The organism is Bacillus sp. N5-665, from assembly GCF_022637375.2.
GTDB lineage: Bacteria > Bacillota > Bacilli > Bacillales > Bacillaceae_G > Bacillus_A > Bacillus_A wiedmannii.
In genome coordinates this window covers 3950908-3973587 of record NZ_CP093325.1, presented here as the reverse complement: position 1 = coordinate 3973587, position 22680 = coordinate 3950908, and the positions used below count along the sequence as shown (strand labels likewise).

The 22680-nt window shown below is 34.4% G+C and carries 28 protein-coding genes and 1 riboswitch; of the genes, 17 read left to right on the top strand and 11 right to left on the bottom strand.

Features of this window, described 5'->3' with window-relative positions:
• The 3 genes from MNO09_RS22950 to MNO09_RS22940 all read right to left on the bottom strand — a co-directional run bounded on the left by MNO09_RS22950 (window position 1) and on the right by MNO09_RS22940 (window position 2249).
• On the bottom strand, window positions 1–906 hold the full coding sequence (locus MNO09_RS22950) for a DMT family transporter (RefSeq protein WP_000711191.1): 906 nt from the start codon (window positions 904–906) through the stop codon (window positions 1–3).
• 13 nt (window positions 907–919) lie between these two features.
• On the bottom strand, window positions 920–1306 hold the full coding sequence (locus MNO09_RS22945) for a reverse transcriptase-like protein (protein WP_000573873.1): 387 nt from the start codon (window positions 1304–1306) through the stop codon (window positions 920–922).
• Between the two features lie 70 nt (window positions 1307–1376).
• The gene (locus MNO09_RS22940; protein ID WP_000127425.1) at window positions 1377–2249 is read right to left on the bottom strand and encodes an aldose 1-epimerase family protein; all 873 of its coding nucleotides are present in this window, start codon (window positions 2247–2249) and stop codon (window positions 1377–1379) included.
• Window positions 2250–2381: 132 nt separating this feature from the next.
• Window positions 2382–2426: riboswitch (PreQ1 riboswitch) on the top strand.
• A gap of 6 nt (window positions 2427–2432) precedes the next feature.
• Here MNO09_RS22940 and MNO09_RS22935 point away from each other — a divergent pair.
• The 3 genes from MNO09_RS22935 (at window position 2433) to MNO09_RS22925 (ending at window position 3918) form a co-directional block, all read left to right on the top strand.
• Entirely contained in the window at window positions 2433–2921 is a 489-nt protein-coding gene (locus tag MNO09_RS22935) for a QueT transporter family protein (RefSeq protein ID WP_001026468.1), read from the top strand.
• 148 nt (window positions 2922–3069) lie between these two features.
• Window positions 3070–3729, top strand: coding sequence for a ribonuclease H family protein (locus MNO09_RS22930; protein WP_000875563.1), 660 nt, complete (start codon window positions 3070–3072; stop codon window positions 3727–3729).
• Window positions 3730–3741: 12 nt separating this feature from the next.
• Window positions 3742–3918 carry a zinc-finger domain-containing protein gene (locus tag MNO09_RS22925; RefSeq protein ID WP_000358801.1) on the top strand — a complete coding sequence of 59 codons (177 nt, stop codon included), beginning with the start codon at window positions 3742–3744 and terminating at the stop codon, window positions 3916–3918.
• Between the two features lie 33 nt (window positions 3919–3951).
• On the opposite strand, the gene MNO09_RS22920 is transcribed toward MNO09_RS22925, so the two are convergent.
• Both MNO09_RS22920 and cspB read right to left on the bottom strand, forming a co-directional pair.
• A complete protein-coding gene (locus MNO09_RS22920) occupies window positions 3952–4200 on the bottom strand; it encodes a DUF2564 family protein (protein ID WP_000534395.1) in 249 nt (82 codons plus the stop codon).
• Between the two features lie 119 nt (window positions 4201–4319).
• Complete coding sequence (gene cspB, locus MNO09_RS22915; RefSeq protein WP_001161731.1) at window positions 4320–4517, bottom strand: cold shock-like protein CspB; 198 nt, start codon at window positions 4515–4517, stop codon at window positions 4320–4322.
• A 262-nt stretch (window positions 4518–4779) separates the two neighbouring features.
• Here cspB and MNO09_RS22910 point away from each other — a divergent pair, with 262 nt between their 5' ends.
• From MNO09_RS22910 to MNO09_RS22875, 8 genes are all read left to right on the top strand, one after another.
• The gene (locus MNO09_RS22910; protein WP_001005944.1) at window positions 4780–5508 is read left to right on the top strand and encodes a YqcI/YcgG family protein; all 729 of its coding nucleotides are present in this window, start codon (window positions 4780–4782) and stop codon (window positions 5506–5508) included.
• Window positions 5509–5646: 138 nt separating this feature from the next.
• Window positions 5647–6279, top strand: a complete 633-nt coding sequence (locus tag MNO09_RS22905; protein WP_000466561.1) for a LysE family transporter — start codon at window positions 5647–5649, stop codon at window positions 6277–6279.
• Window positions 6280–6298: 19 nt separating this feature from the next.
• Window positions 6299–6592, top strand: coding sequence for a hypothetical protein (locus MNO09_RS22900; RefSeq protein WP_000286360.1), 294 nt, complete (start codon window positions 6299–6301; stop codon window positions 6590–6592).
• A gap of 82 nt (window positions 6593–6674) precedes the next feature.
• Window positions 6675–7304, top strand: a complete 630-nt coding sequence (locus tag MNO09_RS22895; RefSeq protein ID WP_000832139.1) for a sterol desaturase family protein — start codon at window positions 6675–6677, stop codon at window positions 7302–7304.
• Between the two features lie 246 nt (window positions 7305–7550).
• Window positions 7551–7892 (top strand): DUF485 domain-containing protein, encoded by a 342-nt coding sequence (locus MNO09_RS22890; RefSeq protein ID WP_000817375.1) that lies wholly within the window; start codon window positions 7551–7553, stop codon window positions 7890–7892.
• A 2-nt stretch (window positions 7893–7894) separates the two neighbouring features.
• A complete protein-coding gene (locus MNO09_RS22885; RefSeq protein WP_001027731.1) occupies window positions 7895–9445 on the top strand; it encodes a solute symporter family protein in 1551 nt (516 codons plus the stop codon).
• Window positions 9446–9625: 180 nt separating this feature from the next.
• On the top strand, window positions 9626–10975 hold the full coding sequence (locus tag MNO09_RS22880) for an aspartate aminotransferase family protein (protein WP_140399215.1): 1350 nt from the start codon (window positions 9626–9628) through the stop codon (window positions 10973–10975).
• Window positions 10976–11030: 55 nt separating this feature from the next.
• Window positions 11031–11309: a DUF3986 family protein gene (locus MNO09_RS22875; protein WP_070168614.1), complete on the top strand. Its 279-nt coding sequence runs from the start codon at window positions 11031–11033 to the stop codon at window positions 11307–11309.
• 63 nt (window positions 11310–11372) lie between these two features.
• Here MNO09_RS22875 and MNO09_RS22870 read toward each other — a convergent pair whose 3' ends face one another.
• The gene (locus MNO09_RS22870; RefSeq protein WP_000393879.1) at window positions 11373–12536 is read right to left on the bottom strand and encodes a cation:proton antiporter; all 1164 of its coding nucleotides are present in this window, start codon (window positions 12534–12536) and stop codon (window positions 11373–11375) included.
• 268 nt (window positions 12537–12804) lie between these two features.
• Between MNO09_RS22870 and MNO09_RS22865 the strand changes: the two genes are divergently transcribed.
• On the top strand, window positions 12805–13650 hold the full coding sequence (locus tag MNO09_RS22865) for a MerR family transcriptional regulator (RefSeq protein WP_000925911.1): 846 nt from the start codon (window positions 12805–12807) through the stop codon (window positions 13648–13650).
• Between the two features lie 129 nt (window positions 13651–13779).
• Window positions 13780–15135, top strand: a complete 1356-nt coding sequence (locus MNO09_RS22860; RefSeq protein ID WP_033659193.1) for an MATE family efflux transporter — start codon at window positions 13780–13782, stop codon at window positions 15133–15135.
• Window positions 15136–15171: 36 nt separating this feature from the next.
• Here MNO09_RS22860 and MNO09_RS22855 read toward each other — a convergent pair whose 3' ends face one another.
• Window positions 15172–15837 (bottom strand): DUF421 domain-containing protein, encoded by a 666-nt coding sequence (locus MNO09_RS22855; protein ID WP_000923942.1) that lies wholly within the window; start codon window positions 15835–15837, stop codon window positions 15172–15174.
• 160 nt (window positions 15838–15997) lie between these two features.
• Here MNO09_RS22855 and MNO09_RS22850 point away from each other — a divergent pair, with 160 nt between their 5' ends.
• From MNO09_RS22850 to MNO09_RS22835, 4 genes are all read left to right on the top strand, one after another.
• Complete coding sequence (locus tag MNO09_RS22850) at window positions 15998–16576, top strand: YdcF family protein (protein ID WP_001227659.1); 579 nt, start codon at window positions 15998–16000, stop codon at window positions 16574–16576.
• Window positions 16577–16724: 148 nt separating this feature from the next.
• Complete coding sequence (locus MNO09_RS22845; protein WP_000678041.1) at window positions 16725–17042, top strand: magnetosome magnetite crystal formation protein family; 318 nt, start codon at window positions 16725–16727, stop codon at window positions 17040–17042.
• Window positions 17043–17294: 252 nt separating this feature from the next.
• Window positions 17295–18029 carry an oxygen-insensitive NADPH nitroreductase gene (gene nfsA / locus MNO09_RS22840; protein WP_001004535.1) on the top strand — a complete coding sequence of 245 codons (735 nt, stop codon included), beginning with the start codon at window positions 17295–17297 and terminating at the stop codon, window positions 18027–18029.
• Window positions 18030–18116: 87 nt separating this feature from the next.
• Window positions 18117–18701 (top strand): type 1 glutamine amidotransferase family protein, encoded by a 585-nt coding sequence (locus tag MNO09_RS22835; protein WP_000709445.1) that lies wholly within the window; start codon window positions 18117–18119, stop codon window positions 18699–18701.
• A gap of 93 nt (window positions 18702–18794) precedes the next feature.
• Here the strand turns inward: MNO09_RS22835 and MNO09_RS22830 are convergent, their stop codons facing one another.
• The 4 genes from MNO09_RS22830 to MNO09_RS22815 form a co-directional block, all read right to left on the bottom strand.
• Complete coding sequence (locus MNO09_RS22830) at window positions 18795–19520, bottom strand: sulfite exporter TauE/SafE family protein (RefSeq protein ID WP_088106984.1); 726 nt, start codon at window positions 19518–19520, stop codon at window positions 18795–18797.
• Window positions 19521–19644: 124 nt separating this feature from the next.
• Window positions 19645–20865: an MFS transporter gene (locus MNO09_RS22825; protein WP_088106985.1), complete on the bottom strand. Its 1221-nt coding sequence runs from the start codon at window positions 20863–20865 to the stop codon at window positions 19645–19647.
• Between the two features lie 19 nt (window positions 20866–20884).
• A complete protein-coding gene (locus MNO09_RS22820; protein WP_000459088.1) occupies window positions 20885–21334 on the bottom strand; it encodes an ArsR/SmtB family transcription factor in 450 nt (149 codons plus the stop codon).
• A 128-nt stretch (window positions 21335–21462) separates the two neighbouring features.
• Window positions 21463–22677: an MFS transporter gene (locus tag MNO09_RS22815; RefSeq protein WP_088106986.1), complete on the bottom strand. Its 1215-nt coding sequence runs from the start codon at window positions 22675–22677 to the stop codon at window positions 21463–21465.
• Window positions 22678–22680 lie beyond the last annotated feature (3 nt).

Genomic DNA, 22680 nt, shown 5'->3' with positions numbered 1-22680 from the left:
TCATGCAGCCTGCGCTTCTTTTTTTGTTTTGGAAGGTAATTCAACAAAAACCATGCCTAGGAAAATACATAGGCATCCGATAATAGCAGAGACAGAAAGTTGTTCGTTTGCAACGAGAACGCCTGTTAAGGCAGCAAAAACGGGCTCCATTGCGAAAATGATTGCTACTCTCGTTGGAGACGTATGTTTTTGTGCTGATGTTTGAATAAAAAAAGCAATGGATGTCGCAAATAGGGAAGTTAGAAATAGAGCGAATAAAAAGGAAGAATTCGTCCATAGTGCCACTGAAAATAATTTTTCCCAATCTTCAAACAAAAAAGCGCAAATAGAAGAAAACATACCGACAGCTAATACTTGCGACGTGCTTAACAATAAAGGTGATATTTTCTTAGAGAAGAAGCCGTTAACAAGAATATGGGCAGCGAAAGCAACTGCACAACCGAGAACGAGTATATCTCCAATGTTTAATTGAAAAGAATCACCAGCCGTTAATAAGTATAAACCTGCTGTTGCTACAGCAATGCCCATTACGATAAAAATGGTAGCTTTTTGTTTTAAAAAGATAAAAGACAAAATTGGTACCATAACGATACTAAGCCCTGTTAAGAAACCAGCTTTTGAAGAAGTTGTATAAAGTAAGCCGAATGTTTGTAATACATAGCCAATACATAAAAAGAATCCAACAATTAATCCAGCGAAGCTACTCTGTTTTATATCTTGTTTTGAAGCTTTTTTTGAGAAAATCATTTGAACGAATAATAAAATAATTCCAGCGAATAAAAAGCGAATACCATTAAAAGTAAATGGACCAACGAAAGACATAGCATTTTGAACGACAACAAACGTAGCTCCCCAAATAAAAGAGACAAATAATAACGCAAGAGGAGCAACCCAATCTTTTTTCACACTCATACCCCCGTTAATTTTGTAAGATAGCTTTTCTAGCTAATTCATCAGCAACTTTATTTTGACTACTTGGAATCCACTTAATAAAAAAGAGATCGAAACTTTTTATGTACTGTAATGCTTCCTCTAATAGTGGTGCAAACATTTTGTTTTTTGCGTATTCTTTTTCGACAGCTCGCTCGACAAGTTGCGAATCTGTACGAAAAGAGACAATGTTATAATTATGCTCCGTGCAATATTTTAATGCCGCAAGTAAAGCGTGGTATTCTGCTTCATGATTGGACATTGTCCCAAGGGGCAATGATAATTGTACAGCTGGTTGCACCCCTTTAATAAACACTCCAGCACCAGAAGGACCAGGATTTCCTTTTGATGCACCATCAATATATACTTCAATCAAAATGAGAAACCTCCAAATTATAAGATGATCCCCTACTTATATGTTTCTTTGAAGTAGGGGATAGAGTAACTTAGCCGATTGTAATACTATAACGACATGTAAATGTTTCATTCGCTTGTAAAGATTGAATTCCTTTTTTTTCCTTGAAATCTTTTGCTGGATTTACTTCATCAGCAATCCCGTACCAAGGTTCAATACATAAGAAAGGTGCGTTCTCGCCTGGTGTCCATACGCCAACAAATGGGAAGCCATCAAATTCTACTTTTACAAATTTATTATGTTTATGAGAACGAATAGAGATTTCATCCGTATTCATATTTTCAAAAATAAGCGCATCATTTTTGAATAAATCGTATGTAAGTGGTAATTCATTCGTATTTTCAGCGATTAATTGCTTTTTACTTGAAAGGTAAGGTCCTTCTAATACGCTTGTTTCTAAGCGTTCAGAACCATTAAATGATAAATGATAATCTGTAAATGATTCGCCCTCTAATAAGGGGAAGTTGAAACCAGGATGTGCTCCGATTGAGAAGAACATCTCTTTTGAAGTAGGGTTATTTACTTCATATGTTACATGAACGATTTGTCCGTCTAGCTCATAAGAAACGAGTAATTCGAATTCGTATGGGTATTTTTTTAATGTTTCTTCATTACTAGTTACAATATAAGTGATTTTCGTTTCACTTTGTTCTTTTACAGAGAATGTAAGATCACGAGCAAAGCCGTGCTGTGTTAAAGAATATGGTTTACCATCTACGTAGTATGTATTATCTACTAATCGGCCGACAATTGGGAATAGAATTGGTGAGCGGCGCCCCCAATAAGTAGAATCGCCTTGCCATAAGTATTCAGTGTTATCTTCTTTTAAGCGAACGCTTTGTAATTCTGCACCTTTGTCAGAAATGGAAACGATTACTTTTTCATTTTGAATTGTTGCTGTCATGAAGTGAAACCTCCTAAATCTTTCATATGTTTTATTATACGTTGTCCAAAAGAAAAAAGGTAGTTAATGATAGGAATCTATTGACGAAAGAGTGTGTATTGCGTACAATATAATCTTGTTGCTTAAAAAACGAATAACGTGGTTCGAAACCATCCCACGTAAAAAAACTAAGGAGATTTTGTCATGAATATTAGAACATTAGTCGGTAATGGTATTTTAGCGGCATTATATATTGCTGTTTCTATGCTTATTCAGCCATTTGGCTTTACGAATGTACAGTTTCGTATTTCAGAGATGTTTAATCATCTTGTTGTATTTAATAAGAAAGCAATTTACGGAATTGTATTAGGTGTATTTTTAACAAATCTCTTTTTCTCACCAATGATCGCTTACGATTTAGTATTTGGAGTGGGGCAATCTATTCTTGCATTAGTTGCAACGATTATTTCTATGCGATTTATTAAAGGTGTTTGGGCTCGTATGATTTTTAATACAGTGATTTTTACAATTACAATGTTTATGATTGCAATTGAGCTTCATCTTGCATTTGATTTACCATTTATGTTGACTTGGTTAACATGTGCAATCGGTGAATTTGTTGTCATGGCAATTGGTATGCCTGTAATGTACTGGATTAATAAACGAGTACAATTTGAAAGATTTATGCAATAGATGAAAGAGCTATTCCTATAGGGATAGCTCTTTTTGTATGTAATCATATTGAATATAATGCTGTGACTCTTGATACAATATAATAAAATAAAGTGAGGCTTTCATTAGCTGACTACATATAAGAAGTCTTATATAAGGGGAATCTAGTATGAAATATAAAATTCATTGGTTGTATAAAACAAAGACCGGATTGCAGACGGAATTAACGACAGATTATATGAACATAGAAGATGTATTGCAATTTGCAGAGGATTTCGAGAAAACAGGAAGAGTGAAAGAACTATCATTTTATGATGAAATGGATGCAGAATGGTCATTAAAGGAAATGAAAAAGTTGAGTAAACAAGTGGAGGAAGAGCCCCAAGAAATACTCGTTTATTTTGATGGCGGTTATGATGTACAGACGAAAGAAGCTGGAGTAGGTATATGTGTATACTATAAAAAAGGAAATACAAAATACCGAATTCGCCGTAATGCATATATAGAAGGTATATATGATAATAATGAAGCGGAATATGCATCATTACTACATGGCATGAATATACTCGAGGAATTCGGAATTAAGTATGAAGCAGTTACACTTCGCGGCGATTCTCAAGTTGTACTGCAGCAATTGGCTGGAGAATGGCCTTGTTATGATGAGCATTTAAATCATTACTTAGATCAAATTGAACAAAAAGCGAAGCAAATGAAATTAAAACTTGTATGTGAGCCGATATCTAGAAAACAAAATAAAGAAGCGCATCAATTAGCTACGCAAGCATTAGAAGGAACAGTCATTGATAGTCATAAAGAAATAACCGAATAGAGAGGTGCAAAGGTGGATAAAAAGCAACTCATTACAGAGGTAAATGACTTATTAGAAACGTATTGTGAAGGGTGTTTCTTGCGAGAACATAATCGAAAGACAAATAGTAAGTATTACGCTCATTCATTTTGTATACGACAATGTACAGTTGGAGAAACATTGAAAAAGTATGGAGAACAGTTATCATGAAAAAAGATCCAGAGAAAATTCTCTGGATCTTTTTTAGTGTCTTGCTTCGTTTAGTTGATGCTCGCATTTACTTAATTTCTTTTCCTCATTCATTAAAAATGGCTCATCTAAATCTGTCGCAACAGATTTCATAATTTCAAGCTGAGAGCGAGCGGCTTCTACAGCAGTAGTCGCATGCTCTAATGTATCTGGATCCATTGAAATTGTCGCTGACCCTACCATTTTTTGTGCTGTTTCTACACGGAATTTCACTTCTTCAAAATCATTTACTTCTGATCCCATTATTACTTCCTCCTTTGTATATTGCGCATTTCACATAGTTTTTGCTCTGTAAAACGGAAATATACAAAGGAATAACAAAGGAGGTTACCAAGTAAGGTAACCTCCTGTTATATGTTGGATTAAAGTTTTACTACGTTAGCAGCTTGAGGTCCACGGTTTCCTTCAGTAATATCGAAAGATACTTCTTGACCTTCTTCTAAAGCTTTGTAGCCGTCACCTTGAATAGCAGAGAAATGTACGAATACATCGTCAGCGCCTTCCATTTCGATAAATCCAAAACCTTTTTCGTTGTTAAACCATTTTACTTTTCCTTGCATGTTACAATTCCTCCTAAAAACATTTGCTTTTTTCATTTAGTGAAATTCATTTGAAAGATAATATAAACTAAAAATGCTATAATCTTGAATATTCTGCTAAATGATTAATTTAAATATACACGAATTGGTAGAAATTAGTCAAGTAAGCGATTTTATTTTTTTGTATTTTTAAATAATTTTCCGGCCGAATTTTTAAATAGGTATAGGACAGGCCGAGTATGTAATATTCTTAATTGAATGCTATACATAATGAGGTGAAAGAATGAATGAGTCTTATTTATTAGATAATGAAGGAATGAGAACGAGAACTGACATACCAAATTGGGTTACAAAAGAATTTCAAAATTTTTCGAGTGTCGTGCTAGAACCAACTTTCCCATGTTATTTCGGCTTAACAGCTTTAAAAAAGAATGAACTTCGTTATTCATTTCTCTCTCATAATGATTGGAGTCATTTGCCACATACAATGTTATCTTTTTTAGAGTTAATGAAAGAGCGCCCAATTGTAAGAAGAGGATTCTTTCTTTTTGTGGAACCGGAATGTGAGGAACAACCACTGGAATATTATCGTGATTACTTTTGGAAAGTACTACAATATTTACATGAAAACGATGACCAAACATGGCCGAAGCAAATTCCTGAAGACACAGACCATTACTTATGGGAATTTTCATTTGGTGGTGAACCGATATTCGCATTTGGAAATGCGCCAGCTTATAAACAACGAAAAACTAGGCATTTAGGAAATTCTCTCGTTATTGGATTTCAACCGCGTACCATCTTTGATGGATTAGAAGGGGATCGCCCTAAAGGAGCATATTCAAGACAAACGGTCCGAGATCGAGTTGAAAAGTGGGATCAGCTGCCGAAACACCCTAACATTAGTCATTATGGTGATCCAGATCATCGCGAATGGAAACAATACTTCATAGGAGACGATGTAGAGCCGATAAAAGGAAAATGTCCTTTTCTTCATAAGTTAGAAAAGTAAGAGCCATCATCCAGATGGCTCTTTTGCATATTTTGGATAAAAAAGGGTATTTTAGTAGTAAATATTTTGATGAAAGCTAGTCTATTTTTAATCATTACATCATTACTTAATAGTAAAGGAAGTAGAAAGGATAGAGCGATGTTTGGAGCGATTATACAACAAATTGTATTAGGTATTTCATTAGCTGCACCAGTAGGTCCGATTAATATTGAAATGTTAAAACGAGGAATTGAACGAGGTTTTTGGCATGCGTGGGTTGTTGGAATTGGTGGGATGACTGCAGATATTTTGTTTATGCTTCTCATCTATTTCGGTTTATCTTCTGTGTTTATGTATACATATGTACAAGCTTTTATGTATTGCACAGGGTTTTTCTTATTATTTTATTTAGGATTTCAAAGTGTAAAACAAGGAATTTCCCACACGAATATGGAATATAAAAAGGAAGAGGTAGGTGGCCTTAAACAATCGTTTATGGCAGGTTTTTTAATTGCGATATCCAATCCATTAAATCTTGTTTTTTGGTTTGGGATATACGGAAGTACACTTAGCTCATTGCTTACGAAGGTAACGAAACAAGAAGCCTTTTTGTACAGTCTCTGTATTATCGTTGGCATTATATTATGGAATTTAAATATTGCTTTTTCTGTCCATTTTGGCAGAACTTTATTAAAGCAAAAAGCACTTGGCTATATAACAGCCGGAGCCGGTATTATTTTAGTAGGATATTCTATCCATTTTGCATACAAAGCTTTACAGTTGTTCACATAAGATTGAAGGGGAGATTTTTATGTATCGAACCACTATTGACGGAAAAGAAATTATTATTACGTTAGCACCAAAAATTCGAAAAGAAATTACTGATAGGAATCCACTATATGAAGCGGTATTTCATAATGCAGCAAGATTACTACAAACAAAGCAACCAACGTTTGCGCTAAATCATGAAATATTTGGGCTCATTATTGGAGAGGTACAAAGAGGAGAAGTAACAGTGTTTGCGGTGGAACATATTATTCCAAAGCAAAATATATTTGGATCGAACAATTTTTTCTCGACAATAGAGCAGCAGGCAAATTTGTAAAGTGAATAGAATAAAATAAAAAATAAAAGAAATAGTCGTAACGATATGTTGCGGCTGTTTTTTTGGAAAAGGGGGAAGGAAGATGAAGAGAGTGGGGAAAGAGTTCTTTTTACAACATGATATCGTTATTATGTATAGTATTTTATTTATTTTCATCATTATTTTAAAAATGCAATTTTTTACATGGATCGGTATGTTCGCGTGTTTGTTTGGGATTGTTTTTTATACGCTTAACGAATATATGACACATCGGTTTTTATTCCATTTAAAGCCACCTAAAAACGTATTTTTATTAAAAATGTTAAGAAGATTACATTATGATCATCATGTATATCCAGATGATTTAAAACTATTGTTTTTGCCTGTATGGTTTAGTATACCTAGCTTTACTCTATATTTACTTATAGCATATGGTATAACAAAAAGTGCTACTATTACACTTTCATTTGGAATTGGAATGATTATCATGCTTCTCGTTTATGAATGGAAACATTATATTGCACATAAGCCGATTCGTCCGTTCACTAAGTTTGGAAGATGGCTAAAAAAACAGCACATATTACACCATTATAAAAATGAAAAGTTTTGGTTTGGTGTTTCAAATCCAGTATTCGATTTCATATTTGGAACGCTTAAAGATGGGAAAGACGTTGAATTAAGCGAAACAGCTCGTAATTTAGAAAAAGAGAAAAAGACAGAAGTAGTGCGATAAGCACTACTTTTTTATTCTGTTTTAATGGGCATCAAATCTTAACTGGTATGAGATTGAAGTACGTAATTTTTATGTTGAAAAAGTATATTAAAAATTTAGGGGAAATTGCCGAAAAATGTCTATCGAAAAATCTTTGCAGGAATGTATGGATTGTCTAAAATGGAAATAAGTTTCTGAATATTTATAAAATTTAGTCTTTAGGTATACAAGGGGGAATTGTATTTTCAGTAAGAGAGGGGAATGGGAATGAAAAGAGATGATACGTCAGCACGTAAGTTACAAAATGAAGTGAATTATACAGAGGTTGTTCAGTCAGAAGAATTTCAATTGCTATTAAATACGAAAAAGAAGTTTATCGTTCCGATGAGTATTTTCTTTTTAAGCTTTTTTATTGCATTACCTATTTTAACATCGTATTCAAAGGTACTCAATACACCAGCATTTGGGGATGTTACGTGGGCATGGGTGTTTGCATTTGCGCAATTTATCATGACGTGGTCATTATGTATGATTTATAGCAAAAAAGCAGAATCCTTCGATGAAATCTCGCAAAAAATTCTACAAGATATGCAAAAAGGGAGGGGCTGACTTTGAATATAACCGCTTTTGCACTATTTTTAATCATCGTTCTTGGTACACTCGTCATAACTTATTTTGCGTCGAAGAAAACGAAAAATGCGAGTGAGTTTTATACAGCTGGAGGGGGATTAACTGGTTGGCAAAATGGTCTGGCCATTGCGGGAGATTACATGTCTGCTGCATCATTTCTTGGTATAGCAGGAGCAATTGCATTAACTGGGTTTGATGGATTCTTTTATAGTATCGGCTTTTTAGTTGCTTATTTAGTTGTTCTATACCTTGTTGCAGAACCGCTTAGAAATTTAGGGAAGTACACGTTAGCGGATATGATTGCGGCACGTTTTGATGCGAAAAAAGTTCGCGGCGTTGCAGCGCTTAATACGATGACGATTTCGATTTTTTATATGATTGCACAATTAGTTGGGGCTGGTGCACTTATTAAATTATTATTAGGGATCGAATATACGACATCCGTTTTAATCGTTGGTACATTAATGACAGTATACGTTATTTTTGGCGGCATGACTGCGACGAGCTGGGTACAAATTGTTAAGGCCGTATTACTTATGGCTGGTACATTTATTATTTCTGTTATTGTTTTCTCCAAATTTAATTTTAGTGTGACTGAAATGTTCGCGCAAATGAAAACTGCTACTCCGTTAAAAGATTCGTTTTTAAATCCAGGAGTAAAGTATAAGGATGGTCTTGATACACTGTCTTTAAATTTAGGACTAGTTCTTGGTACAGCTGGATTGCCACATATTCTTGTTCGTTTTTTTACAGTACGTGATGCAAAAACAGCACGTCAATCTGTTGTATACGCTACGTGGTTAATTGGCGCATTTTATATTATGACGATTTTCTTAGGGTTTGGAGCAGCGGCGTTTGTAGGAAATGAGGCAATTATGAAAGCAAACCCTGCTGGTAATATGGCAGCACCTTTATTAGCTAAAGCGTTAGGTGGAGATTTCTTATTTGCTTTCGTATCAGCAATTGCCTTTGCAACTATTTTAGCGGTAGTGGCAGGACTTGTATTAACAGCAGCATCAGCATTCGCACATGATTTTTATAATGAAATTATTCGCAAGGGGAAATCAACGGAAAAAGAGCAAGTGTCAATGGCTCGCTATGCGTCTATTGGAGTAGCGGTATTATCCATTATACTAGCGTTATTTGCTCAAACATTGAACGTAGCATTTTTAGTTTCATTAGCATTTGCAGTTGCAGCGAGTGCAAATCTACCAGTTATATTATTCACAATATATTGGAAGCGCTTCAATACAACAGGTGCCATTTCGGGTATGGTTGTTGGTCTTGTATCAGCAATTGTTCTTGTAGCGTTAAGTCCAAATGTTTGGAACCCTGTAGCTGGAAAAGCTATATTTGTTGGGGAATCGATATTCCCATATACGACACCTGGAATTATTTCAATTCCGCTTGGATTCCTTGCAGCATATTTAGGAACCGTGTTATCTAGTAAGAAAGAAGATGCTGCGAAATTTGATGAGATTCTTGTGAAATCTAATACAGGTCATGGTGTTAGTGATGCATCGTCACATTAAAAAGAGAAGGGCTTTTCGATATATAAGAAAAGCTCTTTTTTTCTTGTAAATATTACTGTATTGTAAGTAGGATTTTGTCTTAATTTTGTGGAATGAAAATAAGCAGGGAGAAAATTAAATCATCATGGCACCAGCGCAGCTTTTGTGAAAAATAAGTTGTTATGGAAGGTGGAAGAAATGATGAAAACGAAACAGACTGATGAATTATTAGCAAAAGATGAGCAATATGTTTGGCACGGAATGCGTCCCTTTAGTCCAAATAGTACAATGGTAGGGGCAAAAGCAGAAGGGTGCTGGGTTGAAGATATAGAAGGGAAAAGATATTTAGATGGTATGAGTGGTCTTTGGTGTGTGAATAGTGGATATGGCAGAAAAGAGCTCGCAGAGGCGGCATATAAGCAATTACAAACATTATCATACTTTCCAATGTCACAATCGCATGAACCAGCTATAAAGCTTGCAGAAAAATTAAATGAGTGGCTTGGAGGAGAGTATGTTATTTTCTTCTCTAATAGTGGCTCGGAAGCGAACGAAACGGCTTTTAAAATAGCAAGGCAATACTATGCTCAAAAAGGTGAACCGCATCGTTATAAATTTATGTCACGTTACCGCGGATATCATGGAAATACAATGGCAACGATGGCAGCGACGGGACAAGCACAGCGTAGATATCAATATGAGCCATTTGCTTCAGGATTTTTACATGTAACGCCGCCAGATTGTTATCGTATGCCTGAAATAGAAAGAGAGAACATTTATGATGTAGAATGTGTAAAAGAAGTAGATCGCGTTATGACATGGGAATTAAGTGAAACGATTGCAGCTTTTATTATGGAACCAATTATTACGGGCGGAGGCATTTTAATGCCGCCACAAGACTATATGAAAGCTGTTCATGAAACGTGTCAAAAACACGGTGCCTTGCTCATTAGCGATGAAGTGATTTGTGGTTTCGGACGTACAGGAAAAGCATTTGGATTTATGAATTATGACGTTCAGCCGGATATTATTACGATGGCAAAAGGGATTACGAGTGCATATTTACCGTTATCAGCGACAGCTGTGAAAAAAGAAATATATGAAGCATTTAAAGGGAAGGGAGAATATGAATTCTTCCGTCATATTAATACATTTGGTGGAAATCCTGCGGCTTGTGCATTAGCGCTTAAAAACTTGGAGATTATGGAAAATGAAAATTTAATTGAGCGATCTGCACAAATGGGCTCGCTTTTATTAGAGCAATTAAAAGAAGAAATTGGAGAGCATCCACTTGTTGGGAATATTAGAGGGAAAGGTCTACTAGTTGGAATCGAACTAGTAAATGATAAAGAGACGAAAGAGCCAATTGATAACGACAAAATTGCAAGTGTTGTAAATGCTTGTAAAGAAAAAGGTTTAATTATTGGACGAAACGGCATGACAACAGCAGGATATAATAACGTCTTAACATTAGCACCACCGCTTGTTATTTCAAGTGAAGAAATTGCTTTTGTTGTTGGAACGTTGAAGACAGCGATGGAACGTATTTAATGAATGAAGCGAGCTGTATATTACAGCTCGCTTTTGTTTAGTAGGAGGTTTTTTTATGAAGAAATATGAGCCTAGTCAACATTATCACATCGGGTATTATGAAGATGGATACGATTTAGAAGTGACGGCGTACAAAAGAATAAATGAGCCAGTTTGGGATGCTTATATTCCGCACTATGAGGTAGACGATTTTTACAAGAAAGTGGAGAAAATGAAGCTAGGTGAATATATAGATGATTACGGCATTATGGTGTATTCATTTAGTAATGATATGGATGATGAAGAAGCACGAATTATTTTTGAAAAATGGTTAAAAACGAATAAAATTGTTTAAAGATAAAACGAAAAAGGAGATTGCTATCTTATAAGATAGCAATCTCCTTTTATTATATGAAACTTATTTACTTGCTTTCATCGCTTTATCTTTTGCACCAAAAGTGTATTTTAACATTGGTGGTGTAATCATTGTAGTTAAAATAACGACAATAACGATAGCTGTAAAGTAATCTTGTGCTAATAGGCCTGAAGAAAGTCCTGTTCCTGCGATGATAAGTGCAACTTCACCACGAGAAACCATTCCAGCACCGATAATTGCAGAAGACTTAGCGTCAAATCCAGTCATTCGTGCACCAAATCCACAACCAATTAGTTTCGTTAATACAGCGATTATTGTTAATGCTAGGATGAACCAAATTTGATTGCCAATACCGTCAAATGTAATATTCATACCGATACTTACGAAGAACACGGGAACGAACATAGCGTAAGCAATTGGTTCTACTTTCTTTTCTACTTCATGTTTGTAGTTCGTTTGAGAAATAGCGATACCAGCTGCGAAAGCACCGATAATACCAGCAATTCCTAATAGTTCGCCGAAATATGCGAATGAGAAACAGATGATAAGAGCCGCGCTCACGATAGACTCAGATACGCGTAGTGGTGATAACCAGCGCATAATCGCAGGAACACCTTTCCATCCGATTAAAATAATAGAAGCGAAGAATACAACTTTCTTCAAGATAACCATTGTTAAGTTAACATCGTCTGTACCTAAGAAGCTCATTGCAAATGCTAATAAAATAACAACAAGAATGTCATCAAATACAGCAGCGCCAAGCATCGTTGTACTTTCACGTGTTTTCATCTTTCCTAAATCACGAAGTGTTTGTACGGAAATACTAACACTTGTCGCACATAGAAGTAATCCTAAAAATACAGCATTTCCTTGTTCCATTCCCATAACAAGACCAGAAACGTAACCACCTACGAATGGTAGAATGATACCTCCAAGTGCAACAGCTAAAGAAGAATTACGATTTGCATTTAATTCCTCTAAGTCTGTTTCAAGTCCTGCCATAAACATTAAAAGAATAACACCGACATTACTTAATTGTGTTAGAAGCTCTGAATTTTCAATCCAACCTAATAAAGCTGGACCGATAACGATACCGACAATTAATTTACCTAGTACAGAAGGTTGACCTAATCTAACACTAAGATCACCGGCAAGCTTTGTACTTAATAAAATAAGTGCAATTTGAAAGAAAAATTCGAATTCCATCGGATCCTCTCCTCATCATTTTTATTTTTATCATACGATTTCTCGGAATTTGCCTAATGAAAATATGTAAAACCCATTAAACAAAGGGTCTGATTACAAGTTCTTTTGAACTTGTGATTTGAACCTGTAATTAATATATAATAAAATGTATGAAAAATCAATGAAAAAATAGCAGATTTTCATGATAGGATTCGATTTAGGTATGGAGGGAATCACTATATAATAAGAAGAAATAAGGCTACATTTTTTATGAATTGGAGAAGGGTATATGTTATTAAATAAACGTTTTACAATTGGAGAAATGGCAAAAATGCATAATATAGCGGAATCTACTTTACGCTACTATGATGAAAAGGGGATTTTTCATCCGTCCATTGTGGACCCGCAAACAAATTATCGCTATTACACAATCGATCAATTTTCACTATTAGATACGATTAAATTTTTACGCCAATTAAATATTCCATTAAAGGAAATTAAGAAATATATTGATGAAAGAAATCCAGCATACGCACTCAATTTACTGGAAAAACAACAAGAAATGATGTTGAAAAAACAAAGAGAAATTGAGTACGCTTTGGCGAAAATGGAGCATAGAATTCATTTAATTAAGGAAGCAACAAAAGCAAAAGCTGAACAAATGGTAATTAAAGAGATCCCGCAGCGAAAAATTACAGCCATTGCGGTTGCCCCGAATACGACGGATGATATGTTTGAGTACTATATTCATTCATTGCAAAAAAATATGAGACAAATGGATGATAGCTTATTTTCTGGAGATATCGGTGTAACGGTGGCAAAAAAAGGATTAATGCAAAATGAGTTTCAAGCATATAGCAGTGTTTTTATTCTTTTGGATTACATGCCTTTTCAAATACATAGTTCAGATGAAATTAAAGAAGGCATGTTTGCCTGTGTATATCATCATGGACCATATGAAGAAACGGATGAAACATATAAGAAGTTAATGAAATATATTGATCAAGAAGGGTACGAAGTAAGTGGAGATGCGATTGAGATTGCATTAATTGATTGGTCTGTAACAGACAATCCAGAGGAACAAGTAACAGAAATTCAAATTCCTATAATGAAAAAACAAAGCAATAAGATGTAGGACTCGTATCATTACAAATTGGCATGAAACACAATAATTCAGTTACCTATTTTTTAATTCTCTATTGACCTTCAAGTAACTTGAAGGTTTAAACTGTGAACAGAGCATTGAAAAAGGAGCATTTATATGATGGAAACAACAGAAAAGTTAAGAGAAAAACCGATAAAAAGTTTATTTATTTCTTATTTAATACCAGCCGTTCTTGGAATGGTGTTAATGTCAGTTAATATTGTGATTGATGCGGTTATGATTAGTAGGGGAGTTGGAGCGAACGGATTAGCAGGAGTAAACGTGGCTATTCCAGCGTTTTCAATTTTCTTCTCTATTTCATTATGGATTGGAATGGGCGGGGCAACGTTATATTCCATTGCACTAGGTGAAAATAAAGTAGAAAGAGCAAGGTCTATTTTTACGCAATCCATGACGGTAGCAGTAATGATCGTAGGTGTGTTAGCTGCGATTTGTTTATGGAGAATAGAAGATTTAGCATACTTATTCGGTGCAAACGAAGTGATTTTACCGTATGCGTTAGATTATTTACACGTATTATTAACGTTTGGAATGATATACGTGTTAGAAAATATTTTAAGTACATTTATACGAAATGATGGAAATCCTAATTTAGCGATGGCAGGTCTAGTTGTAACGGCTGTATTAAATATAGTGTTTGACTACATCTTTATTTTTATCTTTGGATGGGGCGTAACAGGTGCTGCTTCAGCGACTATTCTTTCGGCAGCGATTGGTTTCCTTGTATTATTATCTCATTTCTTTAGGAAAAGTAGTATTTTAAAATGGACGAAATTCCATTTTGAGTGGGATACAGTTAAACAAATTATGATTATAGGTTTCCCGAGCTTTACAGCAGAAAGTACCGTAGCGATTGTAACGATTGGTTTTAATATCGCATTCGTTCAATATGCAGGAGAAGTTGGAGTCGCTTCTTATGCGATGGTGAATAGTATTCATGCGATGACATTACTACTATTCTTCGGTGTTGGAGCAGCATTACAACCAATCGCTAGTTTTCACTATGGTGCAAATTTATCAGAGAGATTGCGTGAAGGGTTAAAGTTCGCTGTAAAAATTGCGGTAGTACTCGGTGGTATTGCAATAATTGTCGGATTATTCTTCGGGAAATATATTATTGGTCTATTTGATGTCCAATCTCCAGAGTTGTTGGAGTTAACATTAACGGGTATTAGCTTGTTCTTTATCCAATATGTATTTTTAGGCTATAACATTGTGTATGGAGAGTACTTCCAATCCGTGCGACAAACGACAAAATCAGTGCTGATTATAATGAGCCGAGGGTTACTATTTATTATTCCATTATTATGGATTATGCCAAAATTATTTGGGATAAATGGAATTTGGCTCGTTATGCCAGTAGCTGAAGTATTGACAGCGATTATCGTATTTACGATGAATCGTATGAAACATCCTGTTCCATTAAATATGGCGGGAGAGAAAGAAGCGATATAATGAAGAGAATCCCCTTAAGCAAGTAAGGGGATTTTTTTATGCTTTTAAACTAATCGCAAATGATCCATCTGTTTCTTGAACAGACGCGAAAGAAACGCTTTTAATATTAGTGATGCCCTTTTCTTTTAATTCTTTATATAACCATTTTTCGTCCTTATGAATTAACTTTAAGTTATCGTATTGAATTTGCGAATCAACGATAAGGGCAATTGGTAATCCGGCATACGTAACATCTATGTTCAAATCTTTTGGAGTTAATGGTACAAGCTCACGCTTTGGTAAAATACTAATAGCTCCATTCGCTTCTAAAATAGCGTATTCAATTTCGTGAACACTTGGATATCCTGCGACGCGAAGGTTAGAAAGTAGTTCAGCAATTGGATATCTACTTTTTTGTAAGTTCTCAAAAATAATGTCACCATGTTTAATTAAAATGATAGGATGTCCGAGAATGAAACGATTTAGTTTGTTTAGTAAGCTTAATTTTGTAAGAAGTAAATGCAAACATGTAATAACAACCATACCGAGAAAGGCTTGCAAAGCACCAGAGACTGGTATGGCTTGAAAAGCTAAATAAGATAAAAAGATAATAGCACCAAAATCATGAGGAGTTAGTTGTGCTAAAGCAGATTTACCGAGCATCTTAAGTGATAGTAAAAATAAGATAAAAAAGAACGATACGTTACATAAAAAGAGAAGCAATAGGGACACTCCTTCGTGCAAAGTTGTACTTACTGTTCCCGAAAGGAATATAAATATTACTTTTTGAAGGATAAATTAGGGTAATTTGGAATTTGTCTGTATACAAACAAATAAACGGATATTATGATGAAAGAAGCAAAGAACATAGGAGTATACGGATATGAGAAAGAAGAAAATAATTAAATATATTATAGCAATTATAATGATGTGCGCCGTTTATGCGGGATTTTTACAATATAACATTTATAAGCATGGGCATATGAAAGCAATTGACGATGCTGATTATATAATTGTATTAGGATCGAAAGTAAACGGGACGAAACCATCTTACTCATTACAATATCGTATTGAGGAAGCAGCTGAATATTTACAATCACATGAGAAAACAATTGCTATTGTGTCTGGAGGACAAGGGAAAGGTGAAGATATTTCAGAAGCATTAGCAATGAAAAATGAATTAATGAAACTGAAAATTGCAGAAGACCGCATTATAATGGAAGACAAGTCAACGAGTACAGATGAGAATATTAAATTCTCAAAACCGTTAATTCCAGACAATATGAAAAAAGGAATGATCGTAACAAACGATTTCCATATGTTTAGAGCGAAAAAAATAGCAGCAAAACAAGGTTTACAATTAGAAGGTCTTCCGGCCGAAACACCGAAGAGAATTGTCATTCCATCGAATATACGTGAGTATTTAGCCATTACGCAATATTGGTTTATGAATCGAATATAGTGAAAAAAATCCCGTCTGGAAGTTCAGGCGGGATTTTTTTTGAGGGAAATCTTACAAATATGTCATGTTCATGAAAGGTAAAGCGATAGTTTCTAGAATGGATTCCTGACATAATGAAGATAACAAAAACTATTTAGAGGTGAATCGGATGAAAGGAAATAATATATTATCTTCACTATGTTACTTTAGTATCTTTTTCGCACCATTTTTATTGCCAATTATCGTGTACTTCGTTGCGGAGGATGAAGTGAAATACCATGCGAAAAAAGCATTTTGGTCACATATTTTCCCGTACGCAATTTTATTTGGAGGATTAGCGATATCAGGCATATACGGTTTAGGATTCAATCAATCTGACGGTGCTGGAATTGGAATGATGATCACTTATGCAGTATTCATTCTTGTAGGGATTTATTACTTCATTTGGAATATCGTAAAAGGTATTAAAGTTTTGAAAACGGCGTAATAAGATAAGAAATAAGTTGGTGTAAATTTGTCGTTATTTGTCGGTAAGTCGATATCCTTTTGCATATTTGGTGTATTCGAAAAATCGTTGATATATTGAAATAATCGTCGATATAATTTCATTTACCGTATTAATAGACGTTTTAAAAAAGAGCAATTCAAAAAAGAATTGCTCTTTTTGTGCTTATAAGTTGTGAATATTGAAAAAGATGTGTTAATTTTTCATTATGAAGAGAAAAAAGGAGTGATTTTCATGAATGAAATGATACATAAAATGGAGCAACACGTTTCAGTTCGTAAATATAAAGAAGAGTCCATTCCGAAAGATGTAGTAGAAAGAATGGTGCAAGCTGCGCAGCATGCCGCTTCCTCGCATTTTGTACAGGCTTATTCTGTTATATATGTAACAGATCAAGATTTAAAGGCGAAACTAGCAGAGTTATCCGGAAATCGTCATGTAAAAGATTGCGCAGCATTCTTTGTTTGTTGTGCAGATTTAAAACGACTTGAAATGGCATGTGAAAAACATGGTACAGAGATAAAGCATGAAGGAGTAGAAGACTTTATCGTAGCGACGGTAGATGCTTCACTCTTTGCGCAAAATTTAGCGTTAGCAGCAGAATCGTTAGGATACGGTATTTGTTATATTGGTGGTATTCGTAATAATCCGAGAGAAGTGAGTGAACTGCTTCATTTACCTGATAAAGTATATCCTGTATTCGGAATGACAGTCGGCGTACCAGATGAAGATCACGGAGTGAAACCACGTTTACCAGTAGCAGCAATCCTTCATGAAAATGGATATGATGAAAAGAAATATGATGAATTATTAAATGAATATGATGAAACGATGAACGCGTATTATAAAGAAAGATCATCAAATAAGAAAAACGTAACATGGACGGAATCAATGAGTTCGTTTATGTCTAAAGAAAAAAGAATGCATATGAAAGAGTTTTTAAGTGAAAAAGGATTTAATAAGAAATGAGTAAAAAGGCAGACCTGTGATGCAGGTTTGCCTTTTTTGGAGGAGAAAGGAGATTGTCTTCGAATAAGTATAGGGGGAGGAGATAATATGAAAAAAGCTTTAATCTTTTTATTTGATGGATTTGCAGAGTTTGAAGTGAATATAGCGAGTTTATTTTTGATAAGTAAGCAATTTGAAATAATAACAGCAACTGTAGACGGAAAAACAGTTACAGGAGAAGGTGGTTTTTTGTGTCAACCACATGTCTCTATTGAGCAAATTAAAATAGAGGACTATGAAGTGTTTATCGTACCAGGCGGACATATTTTTGATCATTTAGAAAATGAACAATTGTTATCTATTGTGAACAAATTACATAAGCAAAATAAATGGATAGCGGGTATTTGTGCCGGAACATCTTTACTACATGCAGCAGGAGTACTGAATAAGAAGAAATTCTCAACATCATTAACATCAGATGAAAAACAGTTAGCGCATTTACATGAATGGGAATATAAACAAAATAAAGATGTAACCGTTGATGGAAAAATAATAACAGCCGTAGGGTCTGCATACGTTGAATTTGCTGCTGAAATAATGAAGCAGCTCAATTTATTTAACGAAGCTGAAGTGAAGGAAAACTTGCAATACTTTAAAAATGTAACAGAGATTTGTGATGAAACGTTAGTATAAGTGAAGATAAAAAGCGGCATAATAGCCGCTTTTTATCGTTTAAATTATATGTTTTTGTACAATCTAAAGCATCTATTATCTTGAAAAACTAACTTATAATAAATGTAAACTTTCAATAAGAAGATACATACCTGTACAACTCAAAAGGATGTACGTAAATATTTTAAAAATCCGTTGATTAAGCCATTTGAAAATAATTTGACCTATATACAAACCTAGAAATACGATTGGAATAGCATATAAACTGGATTCCCAAATTGTTTTGTTTGTCCCAGTGAAGAGTATTTGAGTTAGTAGGCTAATGAAATATATGAATAGATAAAAAGCCAATGTAGTTGCTCGTAACTTCTCCTTTTTCGTATCAGTTCCTGTAAAATAAAGTAACAGTGGAGGTCCTGGCATACCGATACTTGTCGTTAAAAGACCAGATAATCCGCCAACTATGAAATCTCTAGATTTTGTTGATTGAATCTTAAAGTTGCATATTAGCATCAACGTTAATAGTAAGAGAAGGATGCTAATTGATAATTTAAATGTGTTGATGTTAATGGAAGTGAAAATGATAATACCAAAAGGAACACCAATTATACTTCCGAAAATTAATCTTTTCAGTAGAATAAAATCAATGTCCATTCTTATTTTCCAGATGAGTGATATAGAAATAATTAATGATAAAATGATATTTATTTGTATAGCTTCTTGTGGTAGAAATAGCATGAGTAAGAAAGGTGTTGCCATAATAGAAAAGCCAAAACCTGTACTTGTTTGTAAAATAGAAGCTACTAATATAATACATATGAAAGTGAATATAATCTCCAAAATAGTCCTCCTACATAATTAGGTCCAATACATATTTTAACATAAAGTGAAACTTTAATCAGTGGGGCTTACTGTCCTTTAAAACGGGAAAAAAGCGGCTAAATAGCCGCTTTTTATGTTGCATTTAATATTCCAATGATGACCCTGTAGCTTTAAAATATTTTTCTCGTGAAGGCGTCATTACACGGATTGCTAATAAACAGGAGAGAAAAAGAATGAGTAATGAGCTGCTTATTACAGTGATTTGAACGGAAAGAAATTGTGCGGATGCCCCAATTGCTAAAATGAAAAAGATTTGGATGAAATTTTTTATGGAATCAAATACGCTATCAATACGTCCCATCATATGTACAGGGATGTTATTTTGATAAAATGTTATAAAGCCAGTACCAGCAAATGATGAAGAAATGCCAAGTAAAACGAAACCACTCGCTGCAACTATAAATGAATTTGAAAAGGCGAAAATTACATAGCCTATTGCTGTGAAAATCATACCTAATCCGATACAATGTTGAAGTGGTAATCGTTTAGCAAAGAGAGAAACAAGAAATGAACCGAAAACGTAAGCAGCACCAGTTATACTAACAAGCATGCTATATTCTATATTGGATAAAAACAGTACTTGTCTTGTGAAAACAACTTCTTGTGAATCGAGTGCCATAGAGACAAGCATAGTAGCTTGAAATAAAACGAATATGAGAATAATGTAACTTTCAGTTCGAGCGAATGAAAAAACTTGTTTCCAATCACTTCGTAATGTTTGTACGAAAGTATTTGCAACTTCTTCGTTTTGTTTTGTTTGTAATGTAATGTTTGGCAAGAAATAAATGAGAATGGTAGAAAGTAGAAAAGAAAGTGAGTTGCAGTAAATCACAAAGGATGCTGAGTACGTGGTGAGAAGTATTCCAGCAAGAGCTGGACCGATAATGAAAGCCCCGTTTGTAAATAAGCTATTCCAAGCGTTAAATTGAGCGCGTTCTTCAGCTCGTATGAGCATCGTTTTATAAGTGAATGAAGCTGGATCGAAAAATGATGTAGCGATGCGAGTTAAAAAGATAAAAATATAAATGGCCCAAATAGAATCAAATAGTGGAATACAGCCAATAAGAGCTGCTCGAATTATATCTGTGATGAGCATAATGGACCGTTTGTTTAATCGATCTACTATACTACCAGACCATATTTTTGTAACAACGGTGGCAATTGGACCTACAATCCATAATCCTGCTACAGCAGCAGGGGAGTTTGTGCTATTCAACACCATTAAGTTTAGGGCGATGAGATACATAAAATCACCTAAACGAGAAATTCCTGTTCCCGACAATAATAATAATTTATTTTTCATGAGCAGTTGGACCTTTCTTTCATTGTTTTTTAATCCTGCAGGAAATAGCGTATTCCTCTTCGGAGTTTGATTGACGAGCGGTTTTGTTTTCCCAGCGTAATAAAACTTGTGTAACTTCCCAAGTAAGCTGTTGTAATTCCTCTGGAGTTAAAAATAAATGAGATACAATATGACTGCCTGTATTCGTTCCTTCTGTGCCGCTTTCTTCAATATAGAAATGAGCAGATTTTGACTTGTAATATTTTTCAATAATTCCTCGTTTTTCTTTCGTGTCTACTAATTCAAGTAACCCTCCATCATATAAAATTTGAACGTGATAATGAACGCTACCAGCAGATTTATTTAGTTTAGTAGCTACTTGTTTTGCAGTGAGTGCCTCGTCTTTTAAAAGGTGAAGAATTTGAATGCGAGTTGCATTAGAAATGAGCTTCTGCTGCTCAGCTGAAATAGTAAGTCTATCGTCAAACATTATGATATCTCCTTTCTTATGATCTAAATTTATTGTACGTTCTAAAAAATTAGAACGTAAGGAAAATAAATCGCCTTTTTCCTTTATATTTCGACATAAAGAAAAATAGCATGTATATAAACATGCTATTAAGTGTTAGTAGATTCTTCACTCAGTTTCCCGCGATAAAACAGGTAAAGCCATATAAAACTAACAAAAATACAACATATAGCTAGTAAACTACCAATCATTTGAGGAGAAAGGATTTCTAATAGCCATCCTGTAATGAACATAGATAACTGTATAAGCGAACCGTAAATTGAGTAATGAAAGGAAAAAACTTTACCAATCATATTTTCGTGCGTGTAAGTTTGAAGTAAAGTCGTATCAAGTGGAACGATGATTCCTCCTGCTATGCGCATACAGAATAATGCAATGATACCGATAATAAGTTGATCGGATAAAATGAATCCGAGGAAGAAAATTCCTTGTAGGAAATAGGCCCAACCAAATGCTTTTTTCATTTTTTCTTTATTATGGGATATATAAAGATTAACGAGAAGGCTTCCTATCATAAGCCCAGCCCCTTGAACCGTATATAAAATCCCAATGTTCGTGTGGAAAATTTTTTCGGCATAAATCGTTAGAAGTAGCTGATAAGCGCCTCCAATAATGCCCCATGAAATGCCGACAAGAATTAACGTTAAAATGATTTTTGTTTGTAATATGTATGTATAACCATCTTTTATATCAGTAAAAAATGCTTTTTTCTTGCTACAAGTATCATGAGAAGGAACACTCATATTATAAATAAAATAGGCTGAAATAAAGTATGATAGGCTATTTACTAAAAAAGCGAACTCAATATGTAAAGATTGTGCAAGGATTCCGCCTAAAGAAGCACCCATAATAGACATAAAACCATTAATTGTACTAGAAAGAGAGTTAGCAATTACGAAATGATTTTGGTGTACGATATTTTTTAAGGTTGCTTGTTTAGCCGGCTCAAATAAACAAGAAAGTACGGATAAACATATGTTAGAAATGAAAATAATTTCAATTTTATATAGTGCAAATAAGTAAGTGAGGACGATTATGCCTCGTGAAATATCAGTAAAAATCAGAATCTTCTTTTTAGGAAAACGATCTACAATCCCGCCTATGAATGGGCTAAGAAGAAGCTGTGGTAAACCTTTACTTATCAAAGTAAGGGCGACCATAAAAGGCGATTCCGTTATGCTGTAGACAAATGTTAATAAAGTTACCGTATGAAACCAATCTCCAAGTACACTTAATGTTTGCCCATAAAATAGTTTTTTGAAGGTATTATTTGTTTTCAAAAGTGTGCTATAAGAGATTGACATAAA

Excerpts from the sequence above, each read along its gene's own strand:
- MNO09_RS22935 (WP_001026468.1), top strand. The coding sequence starts at position 2,433 with ATGAATATTAGAACATTAGTCGGTAATGGTATTTTAGCGGCATTATAT.
- MNO09_RS22940 (WP_000127425.1), bottom strand. The coding sequence starts at position 2,249 with ATGACAGCAACAATTCAAAATGAAAAAGTAATCGTTTCCATTTCTGAC.
- MNO09_RS22870 (WP_000393879.1), bottom strand. The coding sequence starts at position 12,536 with ATGGAATTCGAATTTTTCTTTCAAATTGCACTTATTTTATTAAGTACA.
- MNO09_RS22835 (WP_000709445.1), top strand. The coding sequence starts at position 18,117 with ATGAAAAAAGCTTTAATCTTTTTATTTGATGGATTTGCAGAGTTTGAA.
- MNO09_RS22850 (WP_001227659.1), top strand. The coding sequence starts at position 15,998 with ATGAGAAAGAAGAAAATAATTAAATATATTATAGCAATTATAATGATG.
- MNO09_RS22880 (WP_140399215.1), top strand. The coding sequence starts at position 9,626 with ATGAAAACGAAACAGACTGATGAATTATTAGCAAAAGATGAGCAATAT.
- MNO09_RS22845 (WP_000678041.1), top strand. The coding sequence starts at position 16,725 with ATGAAAGGAAATAATATATTATCTTCACTATGTTACTTTAGTATCTTT.
- cspB (WP_001161731.1), bottom strand. The coding sequence starts at position 4,517 with ATGCAAGGAAAAGTAAAATGGTTTAACAACGAAAAAGGTTTTGGATTT.
- MNO09_RS22900 (WP_000286360.1), top strand. The coding sequence starts at position 6,299 with ATGTATCGAACCACTATTGACGGAAAAGAAATTATTATTACGTTAGCA.
- MNO09_RS22820 (WP_000459088.1), bottom strand. The coding sequence starts at position 21,334 with ATGTTTGACGATAGACTTACTATTTCAGCTGAGCAGCAGAAGCTCATT.
- MNO09_RS22815 (WP_088106986.1), bottom strand. The coding sequence starts at position 22,677 with ATGTCAATCTCTTATAGCACACTTTTGAAAACAAATAATACCTTCAAA.
- MNO09_RS22890 (WP_000817375.1), top strand. The coding sequence starts at position 7,551 with ATGAAAAGAGATGATACGTCAGCACGTAAGTTACAAAATGAAGTGAAT.
- MNO09_RS22920 (WP_000534395.1), bottom strand. The coding sequence starts at position 4,200 with ATGGGATCAGAAGTAAATGATTTTGAAGAAGTGAAATTCCGTGTAGAA.
- MNO09_RS22865 (WP_000925911.1), top strand. The coding sequence starts at position 12,805 with ATGTTATTAAATAAACGTTTTACAATTGGAGAAATGGCAAAAATGCAT.
- MNO09_RS22895 (WP_000832139.1), top strand. The coding sequence starts at position 6,675 with ATGAAGAGAGTGGGGAAAGAGTTCTTTTTACAACATGATATCGTTATT.
- MNO09_RS22875 (WP_070168614.1), top strand. The coding sequence starts at position 11,031 with ATGAAGAAATATGAGCCTAGTCAACATTATCACATCGGGTATTATGAA.
- MNO09_RS22860 (WP_033659193.1), top strand. The coding sequence starts at position 13,780 with ATGGAAACAACAGAAAAGTTAAGAGAAAAACCGATAAAAAGTTTATTT.
- nfsA (WP_001004535.1), top strand. The coding sequence starts at position 17,295 with ATGAATGAAATGATACATAAAATGGAGCAACACGTTTCAGTTCGTAAA.
- MNO09_RS22825 (WP_088106985.1), bottom strand. The coding sequence starts at position 20,865 with ATGAAAAATAAATTATTATTATTGTCGGGAACAGGAATTTCTCGTTTA.
- MNO09_RS22930 (WP_000875563.1), top strand. The coding sequence starts at position 3,070 with ATGAAATATAAAATTCATTGGTTGTATAAAACAAAGACCGGATTGCAG.
- MNO09_RS22905 (WP_000466561.1), top strand. The coding sequence starts at position 5,647 with ATGTTTGGAGCGATTATACAACAAATTGTATTAGGTATTTCATTAGCT.
- MNO09_RS22910 (WP_001005944.1), top strand. The coding sequence starts at position 4,780 with ATGAATGAGTCTTATTTATTAGATAATGAAGGAATGAGAACGAGAACT.